15 protein-coding genes are annotated in these 16,692 nt (G+C 70.0%); 9 read left to right on the top strand and 6 right to left on the bottom strand.

Annotated elements, in window-relative coordinates; translation table 11 throughout:
- Window positions 1-4 precede the first annotated feature (4 nt).
- The 4 genes from metH to ACIBGM_RS23060 all read left to right on the top strand — a co-directional run bounded on the left by metH (window position 5) and on the right by ACIBGM_RS23060 (window position 6,030).
- A complete protein-coding gene (metH, locus tag ACIBGM_RS23075; protein ID WP_396386724.1) occupies window positions 5-3,610 on the top strand; it encodes a methionine synthase in 3,606 nt (1,201 codons plus the stop codon).
- 54 nt (window positions 3,611-3,664) lie between these two features.
- A complete protein-coding gene (gene sigJ, locus ACIBGM_RS23070; RefSeq protein ID WP_396386723.1) occupies window positions 3,665-4,528 on the top strand; it encodes an RNA polymerase sigma factor SigJ in 864 nt (287 codons plus the stop codon).
- A gap of 76 nt (window positions 4,529-4,604) precedes the next feature.
- Window positions 4,605-5,081 (top strand): GNAT family N-acetyltransferase, encoded by a 477-nt coding sequence (locus ACIBGM_RS23065; RefSeq protein ID WP_396386722.1) that lies wholly within the window; start codon window positions 4,605-4,607, stop codon window positions 5,079-5,081.
- A gap of 97 nt (window positions 5,082-5,178) precedes the next feature.
- Window positions 5,179-6,030, top strand: coding sequence for an HAD family acid phosphatase (locus ACIBGM_RS23060; protein WP_396386721.1), 852 nt, complete (start codon window positions 5,179-5,181; stop codon window positions 6,028-6,030).
- Window positions 6,031-6,078: 48 nt separating this feature from the next.
- Here the strand turns inward: ACIBGM_RS23060 and ACIBGM_RS23055 are convergent, their stop codons facing one another.
- Window positions 6,079-6,738, bottom strand: coding sequence for a TetR/AcrR family transcriptional regulator (locus ACIBGM_RS23055; RefSeq protein WP_396386720.1), 660 nt, complete (start codon window positions 6,736-6,738; stop codon window positions 6,079-6,081).
- An 84-nt stretch (window positions 6,739-6,822) separates the two neighbouring features.
- Between ACIBGM_RS23055 and ACIBGM_RS23050 the strand changes: the two genes are divergently transcribed.
- Both ACIBGM_RS23050 and ACIBGM_RS23045 read left to right on the top strand, forming a co-directional pair.
- A complete protein-coding gene (locus ACIBGM_RS23050) occupies window positions 6,823-7,764 on the top strand; it encodes an SDR family oxidoreductase (RefSeq protein WP_396386719.1) in 942 nt (313 codons plus the stop codon).
- Between the two features lie 16 nt (window positions 7,765-7,780).
- Window positions 7,781-8,602, top strand: coding sequence for a class I SAM-dependent methyltransferase (locus ACIBGM_RS23045; RefSeq protein ID WP_396386718.1), 822 nt, complete (start codon window positions 7,781-7,783; stop codon window positions 8,600-8,602).
- Here the strand turns inward: ACIBGM_RS23045 and ACIBGM_RS23040 are convergent.
- Window positions 8,541-9,068 (bottom strand): GNAT family N-acetyltransferase, encoded by a 528-nt coding sequence (locus tag ACIBGM_RS23040; protein ID WP_396386717.1) that lies wholly within the window; start codon window positions 9,066-9,068, stop codon window positions 8,541-8,543. The two genes, ACIBGM_RS23045 and ACIBGM_RS23040, sit on opposite strands and share 62 nt — an antisense overlap.
- 61 nt (window positions 9,069-9,129) lie before the next feature.
- On the opposite strand from ACIBGM_RS23040, the gene ACIBGM_RS23035 reads away from it, so the two are divergent.
- On the top strand, window positions 9,130-9,426 hold the full coding sequence (locus ACIBGM_RS23035; RefSeq protein ID WP_396386716.1) for a hypothetical protein: 297 nt from the start codon (window positions 9,130-9,132) through the stop codon (window positions 9,424-9,426).
- Here ACIBGM_RS23035 and ACIBGM_RS23030 read toward each other — a convergent pair.
- On the bottom strand, window positions 9,423-9,971 hold the full coding sequence (locus ACIBGM_RS23030; RefSeq protein ID WP_396386715.1) for a dihydrofolate reductase family protein: 549 nt from the start codon (window positions 9,969-9,971) through the stop codon (window positions 9,423-9,425). The two genes, ACIBGM_RS23035 and ACIBGM_RS23030, sit on opposite strands and share 4 nt — an antisense overlap.
- A 58-nt stretch (window positions 9,972-10,029) precedes the next feature.
- Window positions 10,030-11,448, bottom strand: coding sequence for a polysaccharide lyase 6 family protein (locus ACIBGM_RS23025; protein WP_396386714.1), 1,419 nt, complete (start codon window positions 11,446-11,448; stop codon window positions 10,030-10,032).
- Window positions 11,449-11,699: 251 nt separating this feature from the next.
- Here ACIBGM_RS23025 and ACIBGM_RS23020 point away from each other — a divergent pair, with 251 nt between their 5' ends.
- Window positions 11,700-12,554, top strand: a complete 855-nt coding sequence (locus ACIBGM_RS23020; RefSeq protein ID WP_396386713.1) for an SAM-dependent methyltransferase — start codon at window positions 11,700-11,702, stop codon at window positions 12,552-12,554.
- Between the two features lie 159 nt (window positions 12,555-12,713).
- Window positions 12,714-13,649, top strand: a complete 936-nt coding sequence (locus ACIBGM_RS23015) for a DUF3800 domain-containing protein (protein WP_360532622.1) — start codon at window positions 12,714-12,716, stop codon at window positions 13,647-13,649.
- Here ACIBGM_RS23015 and ACIBGM_RS23010 read toward each other — a convergent pair.
- Together ACIBGM_RS23010 and ACIBGM_RS23005 are read right to left on the bottom strand one after the other, a co-directional pair.
- Window positions 13,625-13,918 carry a hypothetical protein gene (locus ACIBGM_RS23010; RefSeq protein ID WP_396386712.1) on the bottom strand — a complete coding sequence of 98 codons (294 nt, stop codon included), beginning with the start codon at window positions 13,916-13,918 and terminating at the stop codon, window positions 13,625-13,627. The genes ACIBGM_RS23015 and ACIBGM_RS23010 overlap by 25 nt on opposite strands.
- 85 nt (window positions 13,919-14,003) lie before the next feature.
- Complete coding sequence (locus ACIBGM_RS23005; RefSeq protein ID WP_396386711.1) at window positions 14,004-16,688, bottom strand: ATP-binding protein; 2,685 nt, start codon at window positions 16,686-16,688, stop codon at window positions 14,004-14,006.
- Between the last annotated feature and the right edge of the window lie 4 nt (window positions 16,689-16,692).

Genomic DNA, 16,692 nt, shown 5'->3' with positions numbered 1-16,692 from the left:
GCAGATGAGCGAAACCGCTCTACGGGAGCTGCTGGATCAGCGGGTTGCGATCCTGGACGGTGCCTGGGGCACCATGCTGCAGGGCGCGAAACTGGGTCCGGCCGACTACCAGGGCGACCGCTTCCGCGACCACACCCACGACGTCACCGGTGACCCCGACCTGCTCAACCTGACCCGGCCGGACGTGATCCTCGACGTCCACCGGCAGTACCTCGCGGCCGGCGCGGACATCACCACCACGAACACCTTCACCGCGACCAGCATCGGCCAGGCCGACTACGGCCTGCAGGACCACGTGCGCGAGATGAACGTCGCCGGCGCCCGGCTGGCCCGGCAGGCGGCCGACGAGCTCGGCGGCCGATTCGTGGCCGGTTCGATCGGCCCGCTGAACGTGACGCTGTCGCTGTCGCCGCGGGTCGAGGATCCGTCGTACCGGGCGGTGACCTTCGAGCAGGTCCGGGCCGCGTACGCCGAGCAGATCGCCGCGCTCGCCGAGGGCGGCGTGGACCTGCTGCTGGTCGAGACCATCTTCGACACCCTGAACGTGAAGGCCGCGATCATGGCGGCCCGCGAGGTCGCGCCGCACCTCCCGCTGTGGATCTCGGTGACGATCGTCGACCTGAGCGGCCGGACCCTGTCCGGCCAGACCGTCGAGGCCTTCTGGAGCTCGGTCGAGCACGCCAAGCCGCTGGTCGTCGGAGTCAACTGCTCCCTCGGCGCCGCCGAGATGCGCCCGCACGTGGCCGACCTGGCCCGCTTCGCCGACACCTACGTCGCCTCCCACCCCAACGCCGGTCTCCCGAACGCCTTCGGCGGGTACGACGAGACGCCGGACGAGACGGCCGGGATGCTGCAGGAGTTCGCCGAGTCCGGGCTGGTCAACATCGTCGGCGGCTGCTGCGGGACGACTCCCGCGCACATCAAGCAGATCGCGGCGAACGTGGCCGGCCTGCCGCCGCGGAACGTCGTACCGCCGAACGAGACCACGCGGTTCTCCGGGCTGGAGCCGTTCAGGATCGGGCCGGACACCGGGTTCGTGATGATCGGCGAGCGGACCAACGTGACCGGGTCGGCGCGGTTCCGGCGGCTGATCGAGTCCGGTGACCACCAGGCCGCGGTGGACGTGGCGCTGGAGCAGGTGCGCGGCGGCGCGAACCTGCTGGACGTGAACATGGACGCGGACCTACTCGACAGCGAGCAGGCGATGACCACGTTCCTGAACCTGATCGCGACCGAGCCGGAGGTGGCCCGAATCCCGATCATGATCGACAGCTCGAAGTGGTCGGTGCTGGAGACCGGGCTGAAGTGCGTGCAGGGCAAGGGCGTGGTCAACTCGATCAGCCTGAAGGAGGGCGAGGAGCAGTTCCTCGAGTACGCCCGCCGGGTCCGCGACTACGGCGCCGGCGTGGTGGTGATGGCCTTCGACGAGCAGGGCCAGGCCGACACCACCGAGCGCAAGGTGGAGATCTGCGCCCGGGCCTACGACCTGCTCACCCAGAAGGTCGGCTTCCCGCCCGAGGACATCATCTTCGACCCGAACGTGCTCGCCGTCGCGACCGGTATCGCCGAGCACAACGGGTACGCGAAGGCTTTCCTCGACGCGTTGCCGCTGATCAAGGAACGCTGCCCCGGCGTGCACGTGAGCGGTGGTATCTCGAACCTGTCGTTCTCGTTCCGCGGCAACGACGTGGTGCGCGAGGCGATGCACTCGGCGTTCCTGTTCCACGCCGGCAAGGCCGGGCTGGACATGGGCATCGTCAACGCCGGTCAGCTCGCTGTGTACGAGGACATCGAGCCGACGCTGCTCGAGCTGGTCGAGGACGTGCTGTTCGACCGCCGGGAGGACGCCACCGACCGGCTGGTCGCGCATGCCGAGACCGTCAGCGGCCGCGGCAAGCAGCGCGAGGTCGACCTGTCCTGGCGCGAGGGGACGGTCGAGGAGCGGCTGTCGCACGCGCTGGTACACGGGATCGTCGACTTCATCGAGGACGACACCGAGGAGGCCCGGCAGAAGCTGCCGCGGCCGCTCGAGGTGATCGAGGGCCCGCTGATGGACGGGATGAAGATCGTCGGCGACCTGTTCGGCGCCGGCAAGATGTTCCTGCCGCAAGTGGTGAAGAGCGCCCGGGTGATGAAGCGCTCGGTCGCCTACCTGGAGCCGTTCATGGAGGCCGAGAAGGAGCAGGCCCGGCTGGAGGGTCGGGCCGAGATGGTCCGCGGCCAGGGCAAGATCGTGCTCGCCACCGTCAAGGGCGACGTGCACGACATCGGCAAGAACATCGTCGGCGTGGTCCTGGGCTGCAACAACTACGAGGTGATCGACCTCGGCGTGATGGTGCCGGCGGCCAGGATCCTGGACACCGCGGTCGCCGAGGGCGCCGACGCGATCGGCCTGTCCGGCCTGATCACGCCGTCCCTCGACGAGATGGTGGCCGTCGCCACCGAGATGCAGCGCCGCGGGCTCAAGCTCCCGCTGCTGATCGGCGGCGCGACGACGTCGAAGCAGCACACCGCCGTACGGATCGCACCGGCCTACGACCGGACCACCGTGCACGTGCTGGACGCGTCGCGCGTGGTCGGGGTGGTGTCGGACCTGCTGGACGACGAGCGAGCCGAGGAGCTTGCCCGGAGCAACGCTGCGGAGCAGGAGCGGTTGCGCGAGCAGCACGCGAACAAGCAGCGCAGCCCCCTGCTGTCGCTGGCGGCGGCGCGGGCGAACGCCGAGCCTGTCGACCACGCCGAACCGCCGGTGCCGGCGTTCACCGGGCTGAAGCAGGTGTCGCCGTCGATCGAGACGCTGCGCGCGATGGTCGACTGGCAGTTCCTCTTCCTCGCCTGGGAGCTGAAGGGCAAGTACCCGGCCATCCTGGACCAGCCGGTCGCCCGTGAGCTCTTCGACGACGCGAACACGTTGCTCGACGAGATCGTTGCCAATGGCTCCTTTACGGCCGAGGGCGCGTACGGGTTCTGGCCGGCGCACAGCGAAGGTGACGACATCGTCCTGGACGGCCAGGACGTGTCGTTCCCGATGCTGCGGCAGCAGACCGAGAAGCCGGCCGGCCGGCACAACCGGTGCCTGGCCGACTACGTCGCACCTGCCGGTGACCACCTCGGCGGTTTCGGGGTGGCGATCCACGGCGCCGAGGCACTGGCGGCGTCGTACGAGGCAAAGAACGACGACTACCGGGCGATCATGGTCAAGGCGCTGGCCGACCGGCTGGCGGAGGCGTTCGCCGAGTGGATCCACCTGGAGGCGCGGCGGGACTGGTTCGAGCCGGACGCCGAGCCGGTGCTCGAGGACCTGCACGCGGAGCGGTTCCGCGGGATCCGGCCGGCGCTCGGGTACCCGGCGAGCCCGGACCACACCGAGAAGAAGGAGCTGTTCGAGCTGCTCGAGGCGGAGAAGATCGGTCTCGGCCTGACCGAGTCCTTCGCCATGACTCCGGCCGCGGCGGTCAGCGGCCTGATCTTCCAGCACCCGGCCTCCCGCTACTTCAGCGTCGGCCGTCTCGGCCGCGACCAGATCGAGGACTACGCCGTACGGCGGGGCCTGCCAGTCGACGAGGTCGAGCGCTGGCTACGCCCGAATCTGGCCTACGACCCGGAGTGATGTCACACATCGGTGGCCCGCTGGACTCATAGAGGTGTGAAAGCACACGAGGAGATGAGTTCGGACGCGGCCACCGAGGTGTTTCTGCAGCATCGGGAGTTGCTGTTCTCGGTGGTCTACAACATCCTCGGGTCGGTCGCCGACACCGAGGACGTGCTGCAGGAGAGCTGGCTGGCCTGGTCCGCGCAGTCGACCCGGTCGGCGGTGGACAACCCGCGCGCGTACCTGGTGCGGATCGCGGTCAACTCGGCGCTGGCCCGCCGTACGACGATCAACCGGCGCAAGGAGGCGTACGTCGGGCCTTGGCTGCCGGAGCCTGTGGTCACGCCGGTCGATCCGGTGGAGCGGGCCGAGGCGGTGTCGCTCGCGGTGCTCGTCGTACTGGAGACGCTGACGCCGTTGGAGCGGGCGGTGTTCGTGCTGTACGAGGTCTTCGGGTACGCGCACACCGAGGTCGCCGAGATCCTGGACCGGACGCCGGCGGCGGTCCGGCAGCTGGCGCACCGGGCGCGGGAGCACGTGGAGGCGCGGCGGCCTCGGTTCCCGGCGGATCCCCAGGTGCAGCACGAGGTGACGCGACGGTTCGTCGAGGCGGTTGCGGGTGGGGATCTGAACGCCCTGATGGACGTGCTCTCGCCCGACGTCACCCTGTGGGCCGACGGCGGCGGCAAGGCCCGGGCAGCCGGGCTGCACCCGATCCTCGGTCGCGACCGGATCGCCCCACTGATCATCGGCGACCGCCTTCGCCGCCCGCTGCCGGACCTCGGCATCCACTACCGAACCATCAACGGCGACCCAGCGGCGCTGGTGCTGTCGGGGGACACGCCGTTCGCACTGATCGTGCTGGACGTCGAGGACGACCACGTAACGGGCATCTACGCGATCACCAACCCGGACAAGCTGGGTGGACTGACATGACGGCCACCGGTGCCGCCGGGCTGGCTGTCGTGTTTCTGGGGGCGGCTGGGGCCTCGTTGGTGCTTACCCTGACTGGATGACGGCTTTGATTCGGTCGGCTCAGGCAGGGGACGCCGACGCGGTTGCTGCGATTTGGTACTCCGGGTGGGGCGACGGGCATCTCGGGCACGTGCCCGAGGAACTGGTCGCGATCCGGACCACGGAGTCGTTCTGGACCCGGGCGGCCGAGCGGGTCGCGGACACCACGGTCGCGGTCGAGGGGGACCAGGTCGCGGGGTTCGTGATGGTGGTGGCGGACGAGGTCGAGCAGGTGTACGTGTCCCGCGACCACCGGGGCTCCGGGATCGCCGCCGTACTGCTTGCCGAGGCCGAACGGCAGGTCAAGGCCAACGGGCACGCCGAGGCCTGGCTCGCGGTCGCCACCGGCAACGCCCGTGCCCGCCGCTTCTACGAACGCAGCGGCTGGTCCGACGCCGGCGCCTTCAACTACCCGGCCGGCACCGACTCCGGCCCGATCCCCGTCCCCTGCCACCGCTACGTCAAGCCGGTCTGACGCAGGATTCCCCTGAACTTCGGTCGTTCGGCAGATATATCGGTGACCAATGGAGTTAGTTTGCTTCGGCAAGCTTTCTTTCCTGGAGAGGTCACCCATGAACATCCGTTCCGTGCGGCTGCCGTCGCGCCGCCTGCTGCTCACCGGGGTTGCCTCGGTCGCGATCACGTCGGTCGTCGGCGGGGTCGCGTACTCGGCCGGGGTCGCGTCCCAGCAGCCGGCCATCCAGACGTCGACACCGCGGACCGAACGACAGGTCACCAACATCGACGTGCTGCGCCAGCAGTTGCGCAACTACTACGGCGATCCGCTCGGCACCGGCACGTTCGGTGCGAACAGCAACTACGCCACGGAGGCGAAGGCCGTCGCCGCCGCGGGCGCGCGATGGATCTCGGCACCCCATCACACCAAGAAGACCAAGGCCATCCTGCTGGACGTCGACGACACCTCGCTGGCGACCTGGAACTACGAGATCGCCAGCAACTGGGCGTACAACCCGGCGACCAACGCGACCTACGTGCTGGACCAGAAATTCCCCGCCGTACCGGGGATGGTCGACCTGGTGACGACGGCTGAGCGGGAGGGGTACGCGATCTTCTTCCTGACCGGGCGCGGCGCCGCGCAGGAGCAGGCGACGCTGGGCAACCTGACCGCGGACGGCGTCGGTGTCGACGCCGGCTTCCCGAAGCCGACCACGTTGCCGAACGGTGAGGACGGCCTGTTCACCAAGCCGGCGGTCGCGGACTACCCCGACTACCTGAAGACGGCGTGCGCGAGCGACCCGAACGGGTCCTGCACCACGATCCACTACAAGTCGGCGACCCGCGCCCACATCGAGTCGCTCGGGTACGACATCGTCGCCAACTTCGGCGACCAGTACAGCGACCTCAAGGGCGGGTATGCCGACCGCACCTTCAAGGTCCCGAACCCGAACTACTACCTGCCCTGACCTGTTCTTCCGGCCGGCGGCCGGCGGGCGGTGGTCAGCGGGCGGTGGTCAGCGGGGGAGGAGGCCGTAGAGGAGGCTCTGGAGGGCGTCGCGGAGGTTGGGCTCGAAGTCCAGCCGGATCGCGGCCAGGGTGGGATCGGCGTCGTACGCGGCCTGGATCGCCGCAGTCGGGTGCGAGTGGGTCCAGATCGCGCCGGCCAGCATGCTCGCGGTGGCGACGAAGCGGGACGCGTTCTCGACGCTGAGCTGCGGGAGGGCGGCGATGACGATCATCAGCAGCCCTTCGTAGCCGCGGAGGGCGTGGCGTTTGAAGTTGAGCGCCACGTCGGTCGAGACGTTCCGCTCCAGCACGGCGGCCTGCGCGCTGATCAGATCGCAGAAGACCGGCCGCGCTGCCAGTGTCCGGACCACAGCGTCCACCAACTGTTCACTGCGCTGGGCCGGAGAGCCCTTGGCGTCTCGTAGCGCGGTCCGGAGATCGTCGATCCAGGCGTCGAACTCGGTGCCGAACAGCTCGAGCAGCACGGCCTCGCGGGACTCGAAGTACTTGAGCACGTTGGACTTGGCCAGGCCGACGCGGCGGCTCAGCTCGTTCAGGCTCAGGTCGGCGACCGGCATCTCGGTCAGCATCGTGGCGGCCGTGCCGAGGATCGCCCGGCGCCTGGCCTCCCGCTGCTCCGCACTCCGGGCGCGCTGGAATGTCGTCACCCTCACAGTCTACAGACCGGCGGTCTGTTGTTAACGGACCGCCGGTCTGTTACTGTCGAAGCCATAACAGACCACCAGTCTTTTATGGAGACCATCATGTACGTCGTACCCGACCAGACCGGCAAGCTCGCGGTCGTCACCGGCGCCAACAGCGGCACCGGCAAGGAGGCCGCCAAGCGCCTGGCCGCCGCCGGAGCCCGTGTGGTGATGGCGGTCCGCACCGTCGCAAAGGGTGAGGCCGCCCGCGCCGAGATCCTCGCCGAGCACCCGCACGCCCAGCTCGAGGTCCGGCGGATCGACCTCGCCGACCTGGCCTCGGTCCAGGAGTTCGCCGAGAAGCTGAGCGCCGACGAGCCGCACCTCGACCTGCTGGTCAACAACGCCGGCGTGATGAACCCGCCGACCCGGCAGACCACGAAGGACGGGTTCGAGCTGCAGTTCGGCTCCAACTACCTCGGCCCGTTCGCGCTCACGATCCGGCTGCTGCCGCTCGTCCTGGCCGCGCCGGCGCCGCGGATCACGACCCACGCCAGCGGCGCGGCGAACTTCGGCCGGATCAACTTCGACGACCTGCAGTGGGAACGCAGCTACCGCCGTACGGTGGCGTACTCGCAGTCCAAGCTGGCCGACCTGATGCTCAGCATCCAGCTCGCGAAGGTCGCCGCCGACCGCGGCTGGCCACTGCTCAGCACCGCCGCTCACCCCGGCTTCACCCGCACCAACCTGCAGAGCGCCGGCGCAGCACTCGGCCGGGACAAGCCGTCACTGCTCAACCGGATCGGCTACCGACTGAGCCCGCTCCCGAGCCAGGGGGTCGAGGTCGGCACCGAGCCACTGTTGGTCGCGGCAACCAGCCCGGACGCCGAGCCAGGAGCGTACTACGGCCCGTCCGGCCGCCTCGGCCTCGTCGGCCCGGCCACCGTCGTGCACCCACCGAAGCGAGCCCTCGACCCCGAAACCAACGCCCGCTTGTGGCACGCCGCCGAACAGCTCACCGGCGTCACGCTCCCTACCGGCGTCAAGTAGGCCCTACGCTGCGGGAATGAGCGAGTGGTCGACTGGCGACATCTACGAGTCGTACGTGGGCCGGTGGAGCCGGCTGGTCGCCGAGGAGTTCCTCGGCTGGCTCGACCAGCCCGCCGGCCTGCGCTGGCTGGACATCGGCTGCGGCACCGGCGCCCTGACCAGCACGATCCTGCGGACGGCGGATCCTGCCTCAGTCCTCGGTGTCGATCCGTCGGAAGGCTTCATCGGCTACGCCCGGCAGACCGTCGACGACGAGCGGGCGAGCTTCGAGGTCAGGTCCGCGGCCGAGCTCCCGGACGGCCCGTACGACGCGGTCGTCGCCGGCCTGGTGCTCAACTTCATCCCGGAACGCGTCGAGGCGCTGCGCCGGATGCGCGAGATCGGCTCGACGGTCGCGGTCTACGTCTGGGACTACGCCGACGGCATGCAACTCATGAAGCACTTCTGGGACGCGATGATCGACGTCCGGCCGCAGGACCGCGACCACGACGAGGGCCTCCGCTTCCCGTTCTGTACGGCGGAAGGGCTGGACGACCTGTTCACCCAAGCAGGGTTCACCACGGTCGGGACGCGCGAGATCGTCGTACCGACGGAGTTTGCCTCGTTCGACGACTACTGGCAGCCGTTCCTGGGTGGGCAGGGGGTCGCGCCGGCGTATCTGCGCAGCTTGCCCGAGACGGATCAGGACGAACTGCGCGAGGCCGTGCGCGCCCGGCTGCCGATCGAGGCAGACGGCTCGATCCGCCTCACCGCGAGGGCATGGGCAGCCAAGGCAGTCAGCCGACGTAGTCCCTGCGGAGCAGACCGAACAGCAGGTCGTCGGTCCACTCGCCCTTGAACCAGCTGTTGGCCAACCGGAGTCCCTCCCGCTTGAAGCCGACGCGCTCCAGCAAGCGAGCCGACGCGGTGTTGCGGGCGTCGCATTCCGCCGAAACGCGGTGCAGGTCCCAGTCGATGAAGAGGTGGTCGAGCAGCCCACGCACGGCCTCGGTCGCATACCCCTGGCGCTGGTACGCCGGTGACACCGTGAACCCGAGCTCGGCCTGCATCAGGTTCTCGTGCAGGTTGAGGCCGAGATCCCCGATCAGCACGCCGTCCAGGTCGATCGCGTACTGGAACCAGCCCGGCGCGGCCGGATCCCCCTCGCTGAAGTCCGCCACCAGCGCGACCGCTGCCGGCAGGGTCACCGGCGTTTCCCACGACTGGTAGCGGGCCACCTCGGGCACCGACCGGTACGCCGCGAACGCCTCCGCGTCGGCGGTCGTGAAACGGCGCAGTCCCAACCGCTCTGTTCGCACGAACATGCCGCAATGATGTCAAAACCGCGGCCGCGGCTCCGTCTTGTCAGTGAGAGGAGTGGCGCCGATGAAATTCCTACTGATCCTGCAGGGCGACACCAGTGGGGACCTGTGCCGCGACGAGTTCGAGGACGTCGCGTCCGAGGCCGGCGAGCTGGTCGGCGGCGAGCTGCTCGCCGATCCGCAGTCGGCGGTCACCGTTCCCGACCGCGCCCGCGCGACCCCGATCGATGCCTACTACCTGGTCGACGTGGAGAACCGGGCCCGCGCGGTCGAGCTCGCGCAGCTCCTGCCCGACGCGCACACGGCCGGGCGCTCGGTGGAGGTCCGCGCGGTCATGCACTCGACCGCGGCCGACTTCTAGCCGTCCTTCACGACCTTCAGCCAGAGGTTGGAGGCGAGCGGGTTCTCCGTCAGACTCAGGCGCTCGAGGCGGACGGTCCGGCCGCCGGCGTGCTCGAACAGACGGGTGCCGTCGCCGAGCATCACCGGCGCGTAGCAGAGCAGGACCTCGTCGAGCTCACCCGCCTCGATGCACTGCTTGGCGATGTTCGCCCCGATCACGTTGACGTACTTGTCGCCGGCCGCGTCCTTCGCCATCGCGAGTGCCTTGGCGAACTCCCCGACATACGTCACTCCAGCCTCCGGAGTGGCCGGTGGGCGGTGGGTGACGACGAACATCGGCCCGTCCCAGCCGCCGCCGAACGCTTCGCCCTCGCCCTGCTCGCCCTTGTGTGGATCGTCGCCGTCGTGGGATCGCCGGCCGATCAGCAACGATCCGATCCGCGGGATGAGCTCCTCGACCTCCCGGTTCGGGCCGAGGTACGGCCGCATCCACTGCATGTCGCCACCCGGCCCGCTGATGAAGCCGTCCACCGACATCGTCACCGAGTACAGCACCTTCGCCATCACAAACCTCCGGCTCGCTCGTCCCTACCCATCTTCAGACGAGCGAGCCGGGGAAAACTCATCGCGGGCCGACGTCCGCAGGAGTCAGTGGGCGGTTGAGCGGTGCGGACGGGCTGTACTCGTCGGCGCCGACATCGGCCCGGCCGGTGCGCGGATGACCGTCGAGGTCGCGAGTGCCGCTCGGGTATGTCCTGCTCGCGGCGTTGATCGCCGGGCTCGTCGAGCTGAGGCGGCGGATGCCGTCGGACCCGGTGGCCAGCTTCGGATCCTTCCGGCTGAAACCGCCCGGGATGTTGCCGTCGGCGGCGTCGCCCCAGCAGATGTTGCCGGACCAGCTGATGCCGTCCAGGTACGGCATCGACACCAGTTGCCGGCCGGCGTCGCCGAGCAGCAGGTTGTCCGCGATCGTGCAGTCGCGTGGTGGCAGCGTCCGCTGCGACTCGCCGCTGATCGCCGTACCGCAGGAGAGCACGGTGTTGAGCGCGATCGTCACCCGGTCCGGCGCGTCGTTGCCGCGGCGGCTCTCCGGGGAATCCTCCGGCTTGTGGTCCTGGACGTTGCCGCTGCCCAATACGACGCCGGAGCCGCCGATCCGCTCGAGGTAGTTGTTGATCACCAGGTGGTCGTTGCCGTAGATCCGGATCCCGTTGCTTCCGGCAAGGATGAAGTTGCCCTCGGCCCGGGTCCGGTTGCCGTGCCGGAGCACGATCCCGCCCAGGCTGTCGCGGATCGTGTTGTGCCGGATGGTGTTCGCCGACGACTTGACCGAGATCGCCTCCGGATCGCCGTCGACGCGCTCGAACAGGTTGTACTCGACCACGGCGCCGGCGTCGCTCAGCGACCGCCCGCTCAGGCCGAGCCGGATCGGCTCGCCGCCGTTGTCGCCGGCGAAGGTGTGGTCGGAGAAGTGGTTCCGGGTGATCCGGACCCCGCGGGCCATCCCGTCCGAGTCGGGACCCTCGACCCCGAGGAAAACGCCGAGCGTCGACTTGCCGTGGAAGTGGTTGCGCTCGACGGTCGAGTGGTCGCCGCGGACCATCAGCCAGTGCAGGCCTTCGATGTCGGCGAGCTGGAAGTCGTTGCGGCTGATCCGGACGTGATGACAGCTGGTCGGCACCTCGAACGTCGTACCCTGCCGCAGCTTGAAGCCGCTCACCGCGACGTATGACGAGTCGCCGAGCACGAAGCCGCGGCTGCCGGTCAGCGTCACCCCGCCGACCGACTCGGCGCGCACGGTGATCGGGGCGTCCGCGGTGCCGCGCTTGCCCTGGATGGCGATCGTCTGGCCGTCCGGTACGGCGTAGGTCCCGTTGGCGAGCACGATGTCGGCGCCTGGCCGGGCCGCGGCGATCGCCTTGCGGAGCTCGTCGAGGGTGCGGGCCCGGACCGGCCGGGCGGCCGCCCGGGCGGGTGGGATGGCGACGGCCGAGGTGGCGAGACCGGCGCCGACGGCGGTGAGGAAGGTACGGCGATGCATGGGCGGTCCTCCGGTTGTTCGGGGCGGTGATCCGGATGGTGGCGCTCAGTCTGTGGTCGGCACGGTGATCTTGGCAAGCGTTTACCAACCATGATGCCCGGATCTCCCGTCCGGTGGGACGCAAGTGGCCGGTGGTTCCGTGGCACAGCCCGGGTGCAGCCGCCGGAGCCGGCCCGGGTAGCCTTCCCGACAATCGGGCTTTTCGGATTTTCGGGAGCTTTTCGAGCGGCGGACGGAGGTGGACCCGGACGATGCCGGAGCAGGACGCCGGGCGCCGGTCCACGTCGTACCACCGGGCCGCCGACGCGACGAGTATCGACGTGAACCGGCCGTCCCAGGCGCGGCTCTACGACCTGTTCCTCGGCGGGAAGAACAACTTCGAGGCGGACCGCCGGCTCTACCAGGAGCTGGTCCGGATCGCCCCCGAGGCGCCGCTGCTGGCGGCCGAGAACCGGCGCTGGCTGGCCGAGGCGGTCTGCCTGATGGTCCGCGACGGCGGCGTCAGTCAGTTCCTCGACCTCGGCTCCGGCCTGCCGACGGCGCAGAACACCCACGAGGTCGCGCTGCGCGCGGATCCGGCGGCCAAGGTGGTGTACGTCGACAACGACCTGACCGCGGTCTCCCACGGACAGGCGCTGCTCGCCGACGACCAGCACGCGTACTTCGCCGACGCCGACCTGACCGACCCTGCGGGCGTCTTCCGGCACCCGGTCGTCTCCGGCGCCCTCGACCTGGACCAGCCGGTCGGGATCGTCCTCGGCCTGGTCCTGCACCTGGTCCCCGACGACGACCAGGTACGGCGGATCATCGCGGACTACCTCGAGGCCGTGCCGTCCGGCTCGTGGCTCGCGATCAGCCACCCGGTGCACCCGCGCGACGGCAGCCCGCTGGCCGACTTCGCCGGCTCGCTCGAGGACAAGCTGAAGGACGCCTTCCCCGACGTCCGGTTCCGGACCGCCGGCGAGATCGCCGGACTGCTCGACGGTCTCGACCTGTCCGGACCCGGTCTGGTCGACCTTGCCGGCTGGTGGCCGGCGAACGCGCAGAAGCTCGACCCCACCGGCACCGCCCGGCTGCTCCAGGTCGCTGCCGGCCGCAAGCGCTGACCAAATCACTGGTGCACCGGCCGCCGCGTGGCCGATCATGGTCGGCATGACTCCGAAGGCCGCTGCCGCTCACTGATCGCGCGACACCCCGCAGGATCACGCCCGTCGCCGACGGGCCCTTCAGCGTGCAGCCCTCTCAGTCTTTGGAGCTCATCACCCATGCACACCCTGCCGTCGCCGGCGTGGGTCGAGATCGCGTGTGACGAGTCGGGATTCTCCGGGAGCAACCTCCTGGATCCCGAGTCACCCGTGATCACCCACGCCGGCGTGGATCTCGCCGTACCGGAGGCCGCCGAGCTGGTCGCCGTACTGCGGTCGTCGTTCCGCCGCCGTGGGTCCACCGAGTACAAGTCCAACCTGCTGCTCCGGCCCGGGCAGCGTGCCGACCTGGAGTGGTTCCTCACCGCCTTGCGCGGGCGGGCGAACGTCCACGTGATCGACAAGACCTGGTACGTCGCCCGCCGGGTGATCGAGCTACTCGTCGCCGAACCGTCGTACGGCGCGGGCACCAGCCTGGCCACCGACCACGACGCTGCCGCGCTCGGCATCTACCAGGCGGCGAACCGGACCGAGTTCCTGGACGCGTTCCTCCAGCTGACGCGGACGAAGCGGATCCGGCTGCTCGACCACGCGCTGATCGACCGCTTCTTCGCCACGATGCCGCCCGGCGTCCCGGCGCTGCGCGACCTGACCCGCGCGCACGTCGAGGACGTCGTACGGCGGTTGATCGACGACGATCCCGCGATCCCGCCGCCGCTCGAGCCCTTGGTGCCCGCGCTTGCGGAGACTGCGCTGTTCTGGAGCGGCGGTCGCCGGTCGGTCGCGGTAGTGCATGACGAGCAGAGTGCGCTGACCAAGTGGCGCGTCGCCCGGCTGCGGACCTACCTGGCCGGCGCCGTGTTCCCTGCTCCGACGCCGTTGTTGACGGTGACCCAGGTCGACTCGCGTCGGGACCCGCGGGTCCAAGTGGCTGACCTGCTCGCCGGGATCGCCCGCCGCATGCACGCCAGTCCGAGCGACCTGCTCCGGCCTTACCTGGTGGGCGGGCTCTACCCGCCCACCATGCTGGATCAGCCGACCGGCTGGCGGGTGTAGGAGCGGGCGACGTCGATGCCGAGGATCTCGGGGCGGCCGGCTGGCTCGGGTCCGAGGACCTTGGCCAGCGCCGGGCCGAGGCGCTCGGCGAAGAAGCGGTCGGCGTGCTCCCGGGTGGTCCAGAGGGTAACGACCCGCAGCCCGTCGGCCGTGGTGCCGACGTACCGGGCCTCCAGGCCGTCGGCCTGCTCCTCGCCGAGCTGGTCCAGGACCTTGTCGAACTGCTCGATCGCCGCGAACGGCGGGGTGGCGACTGCGATCCACTGCATGATTCCTCCTCGGTAAGTTCCGACACCCTTGACGCTAGGGATCGGACCGCCGGGCCGAATCCGCCGGATCACTCATTCGAGGTACTCATCGCCGGCTGGACCACGCGGCGATCTGGCTCCGGGTGGCGAACCCGAGCTTGGTGAGGATGTGCTGGACGTGGTTCTGCGCGGTCCGCTCGGAGATCACCAGCCGCTCGGCGATCTGCCGGTTGGTCAGCCCTTCGGCCACCAGGCCGGCGACCTCGAGTTCGCGCGCGCTCAGGCCGTGCTCCTCCCCGCCGTTCAACCGCGCGACGAGCACCTCGGTCCGCTCCGCGTACGCCGTCATCCCGAGCATGTCGACCAGCCGGGCCGCCTCGGTCGCCGACGACCGGGCCCGGTCGTGGTCGCCCGGCCGGTGCCGGGTGAACAGCGTCGAGGCGAGGTGGTACTGCGCCTCGGCGACGAACCCGGCCGCACCGGCGGTCTCGGCCAGTTCGACGGCTGTGCTGAGATCGTCGACCGCGGTATCCAGCCGTCCGAGAGCCGCGCCGGCTCGACCGATCGCCAGCTCGGCCGGTCCCATGTAGGCGACACCGTTGCCGACGGCATGTTCCCCGCGGAACGGCTGCAGCCGGTCCAGCAGTACGGCGAGGTCGTCGTACCGGCCGAGTCCCAGGCAAGCGAGCGTTGCGTAGACGTACGCCGGCAGCACGAAGAACGCGGGCAGCGACCACGTGTCGATCGGCCCCGCTTGCCGGTACGACGCGGCCGCCTGCTCGGGCGAGTTCGTGCAGAGCAACAGATGGGCCCGCGACAGCAGCGACAGCGTCACGAACCGCGGTGGCGGTGTGAACGGCTGCTCGGCGAACCGGCGGATCTCCTCGCTGGGCCCGACGTGTCCGGCCAACGCGATCTGCAGGGCGAAGTACGCGCCGGTCGCCGGCGCCGGTTCGATCGGGCGCATTCGGTCGAACCCGCGGCGAGCAAGCACGGCCGCTTCGGCGTAGAGGCCGCGAGCCTGCGCGATACAAGCGGCGATCCGGTCGTGGTGCCAGGCGGCGACCGGTCCGCCGAGGCGATCGACGGCGACGCGGAGGCGGGGGAGTTCCTCGGCTGCGGCAGCCAGCCGGCCGCTCTCGATCAGCGCATCGAGTCGCCAGATCGCACCCCACATCTCGGCCCGCGGATCGCTCGTCCGCTTGGCCAGGTCGAGCATCTCGGTCGCGAGCGTCAACCGCTCGGTGCGACCTTCGGGACCTGGGCAGGCTTCCTGCCGCGCCCGCAGCGCATCCGCCAGCGCCCGGTCGTCCCTGGATGCCCGAGCCAGCTCGAGCGCCTCCGAACTGATCGCGTCGAGCCGCGTTTGCTCACCGTCGTAGAAGGCCAGATGGCTGCGCAGCGACAGCAGTCGAGCGCGCAACGCCGGACCGACGTCGAGCGCAAGCGCCTGTTCACACAGTCGTTTGGCAGTTGCGTTGATCGTCGGATCGGGCACGGCCTCGAGCACCAACGCCGCCTCGGCCGCCTGCTCCGGACTCTGCGCCGCTGCCGCGGCGTCGACCGCCGCCTCACAACACGCACGCAGATCACCGGCCAGGTACGCGGCCTTGCCCAGCGCAATCAAGATCGCGCAGCACGCTGGCGGATCGGGAGGCCGCGTCGTCAACGCTTGCCGATACAGCCGGACACCTTCCTCATACGCCAGTCGACGTACGGCGTCCTCGCCCGCGCGAACCATCCACATCCGGGCGGTCGTCCCGTCGCCGTACTGCGCCAGGACTGCGTGGTGACTGGCGATCGCAGCCAGGTTGGTCTCGGGATCGGCCTCCAGTGCGGTCGCGACGGCACGATGGAGCGTTGTCCGCTCGGTGGTCGACAGGGATGCCTCGACCGCGTCTCGAGTGAGGGCGTGGACGAAGCGGAAGTCCTGGTCCAACCGGTCGACGAAGCCGAGAGTTGTTGCCTCGTCGACCAGTGGCAGGCAGTCGTCGACTGGTCGTTGCAGCGTCGCGGCAACTGTCCTGAGCCCGAAGTCGCGGCCGACGATAGCGGCCGCCTGGACCAGGCGGCGGCAGTCGTCCGAGGCTCGATCGAGCCGGGTCCGGACGATCTCCCGCACCGATCGTGGCGGTGGCTCGTTCGGACGCCAGGAGCCGTCGGCGATCGCGCGGGCGAGCTCCCGGACGAACAGCGGGTTGCCGCCGGTGACGTCGTACACCGTTGCCGCCAACTCTGGATCAGTGGTTGCCGGCGACAACTGTTCGGCGACCTCGGTCGCGGCCAACGCGTGCAGGTCCAGGCGTTCGGCCGCGGAGAGGTCGCCGAGTCCGGTGCTCTCGCGGGCGGTGGCGAGAACCAGCACTCGCAGGTTCGCGAGGTGGCCGGCGAGTTGCCGCAGGACCAGCAGGGACGGTTCGTCGCCGCGGTGCACGTCGTCGAGGATCACGACGAGGCCGTGGTCGCCGGCGGCTCGCCGTACCTCGTCGGTGACCTGTTCGAAGAGCTTGAAGCGGTCGTCTCCGGTGAGCACCTGATCCGCGTCGAGCCCGAGAGATCGCAGGACCTGCCGCCAGGGCCAGTAAGCGGGCGCGCCTTCGGTCTCGGCGCAGCGTCCCCAGGCGACGGCGGCGCCCTGGGCGAGGGCTACACCGGCGACCTCCTGCGCGAGCCGGGTCTTGCCGATTCCGGCCTCGCCGGTGCACAGCACCAGGCGTCCGTGTCCCGCGCGTGCCTCATCCACCCAGCCCCGCAGCGCCTGCAGTTCCCCCCGGCGCCCCACCATCGCCATGGGG

It is taken from the genome of Kribbella sp. NPDC050470, assembly GCF_044458365.1.
Taxonomy (GTDB): Bacteria; Actinomycetota; Actinomycetes; order Propionibacteriales; family Kribbellaceae; genus Kribbella.
The sequence above is the reverse complement of the archived record's forward strand: the minus strand, read 5'-3'. Positions and strand labels throughout refer to the sequence as shown.

Coding starts and splice junctions, on each gene's coding strand:
- metH (WP_396386724.1), top strand. CDS start 5: ATGAGCGAAACCGCTCTACGGGAGCTGCTGGATCAGCGGGTTGCGATC.
- sigJ (WP_396386723.1), top strand. CDS start 3,665: ATGAGTTCGGACGCGGCCACCGAGGTGTTTCTGCAGCATCGGGAGTTG.
- ACIBGM_RS23065 (WP_396386722.1), top strand. CDS start 4,605: ATGACGGCTTTGATTCGGTCGGCTCAGGCAGGGGACGCCGACGCGGTT.
- ACIBGM_RS23060 (WP_396386721.1), top strand. CDS start 5,179: ATGAACATCCGTTCCGTGCGGCTGCCGTCGCGCCGCCTGCTGCTCACC.
- ACIBGM_RS23050 (WP_396386719.1), top strand. CDS start 6,823: ATGGAGACCATCATGTACGTCGTACCCGACCAGACCGGCAAGCTCGCG.
- ACIBGM_RS23045 (WP_396386718.1), top strand. CDS start 7,781: ATGAGCGAGTGGTCGACTGGCGACATCTACGAGTCGTACGTGGGCCGG.
- ACIBGM_RS23040 (WP_396386717.1), bottom strand. CDS start 9,068: ATGTTCGTGCGAACAGAGCGGTTGGGACTGCGCCGTTTCACGACCGCC.
- ACIBGM_RS23035 (WP_396386716.1), top strand. CDS start 9,130: ATGAAATTCCTACTGATCCTGCAGGGCGACACCAGTGGGGACCTGTGC.
- ACIBGM_RS23030 (WP_396386715.1), bottom strand. CDS start 9,971: ATGGCGAAGGTGCTGTACTCGGTGACGATGTCGGTGGACGGCTTCATC.
- ACIBGM_RS23025 (WP_396386714.1), bottom strand. CDS start 11,448: ATGCATCGCCGTACCTTCCTCACCGCCGTCGGCGCCGGTCTCGCCACC.
- ACIBGM_RS23020 (WP_396386713.1), top strand. CDS start 11,700: ATGCCGGAGCAGGACGCCGGGCGCCGGTCCACGTCGTACCACCGGGCC.
- ACIBGM_RS23015 (WP_360532622.1), top strand. CDS start 12,714: ATGCACACCCTGCCGTCGCCGGCGTGGGTCGAGATCGCGTGTGACGAG.
- ACIBGM_RS23010 (WP_396386712.1), bottom strand. CDS start 13,918: ATGCAGTGGATCGCAGTCGCCACCCCGCCGTTCGCGGCGATCGAGCAG.
- ACIBGM_RS23005 (WP_396386711.1), bottom strand. CDS start 16,688: ATGGCGATGGTGGGGCGCCGGGGGGAACTGCAGGCGCTGCGGGGCTGG.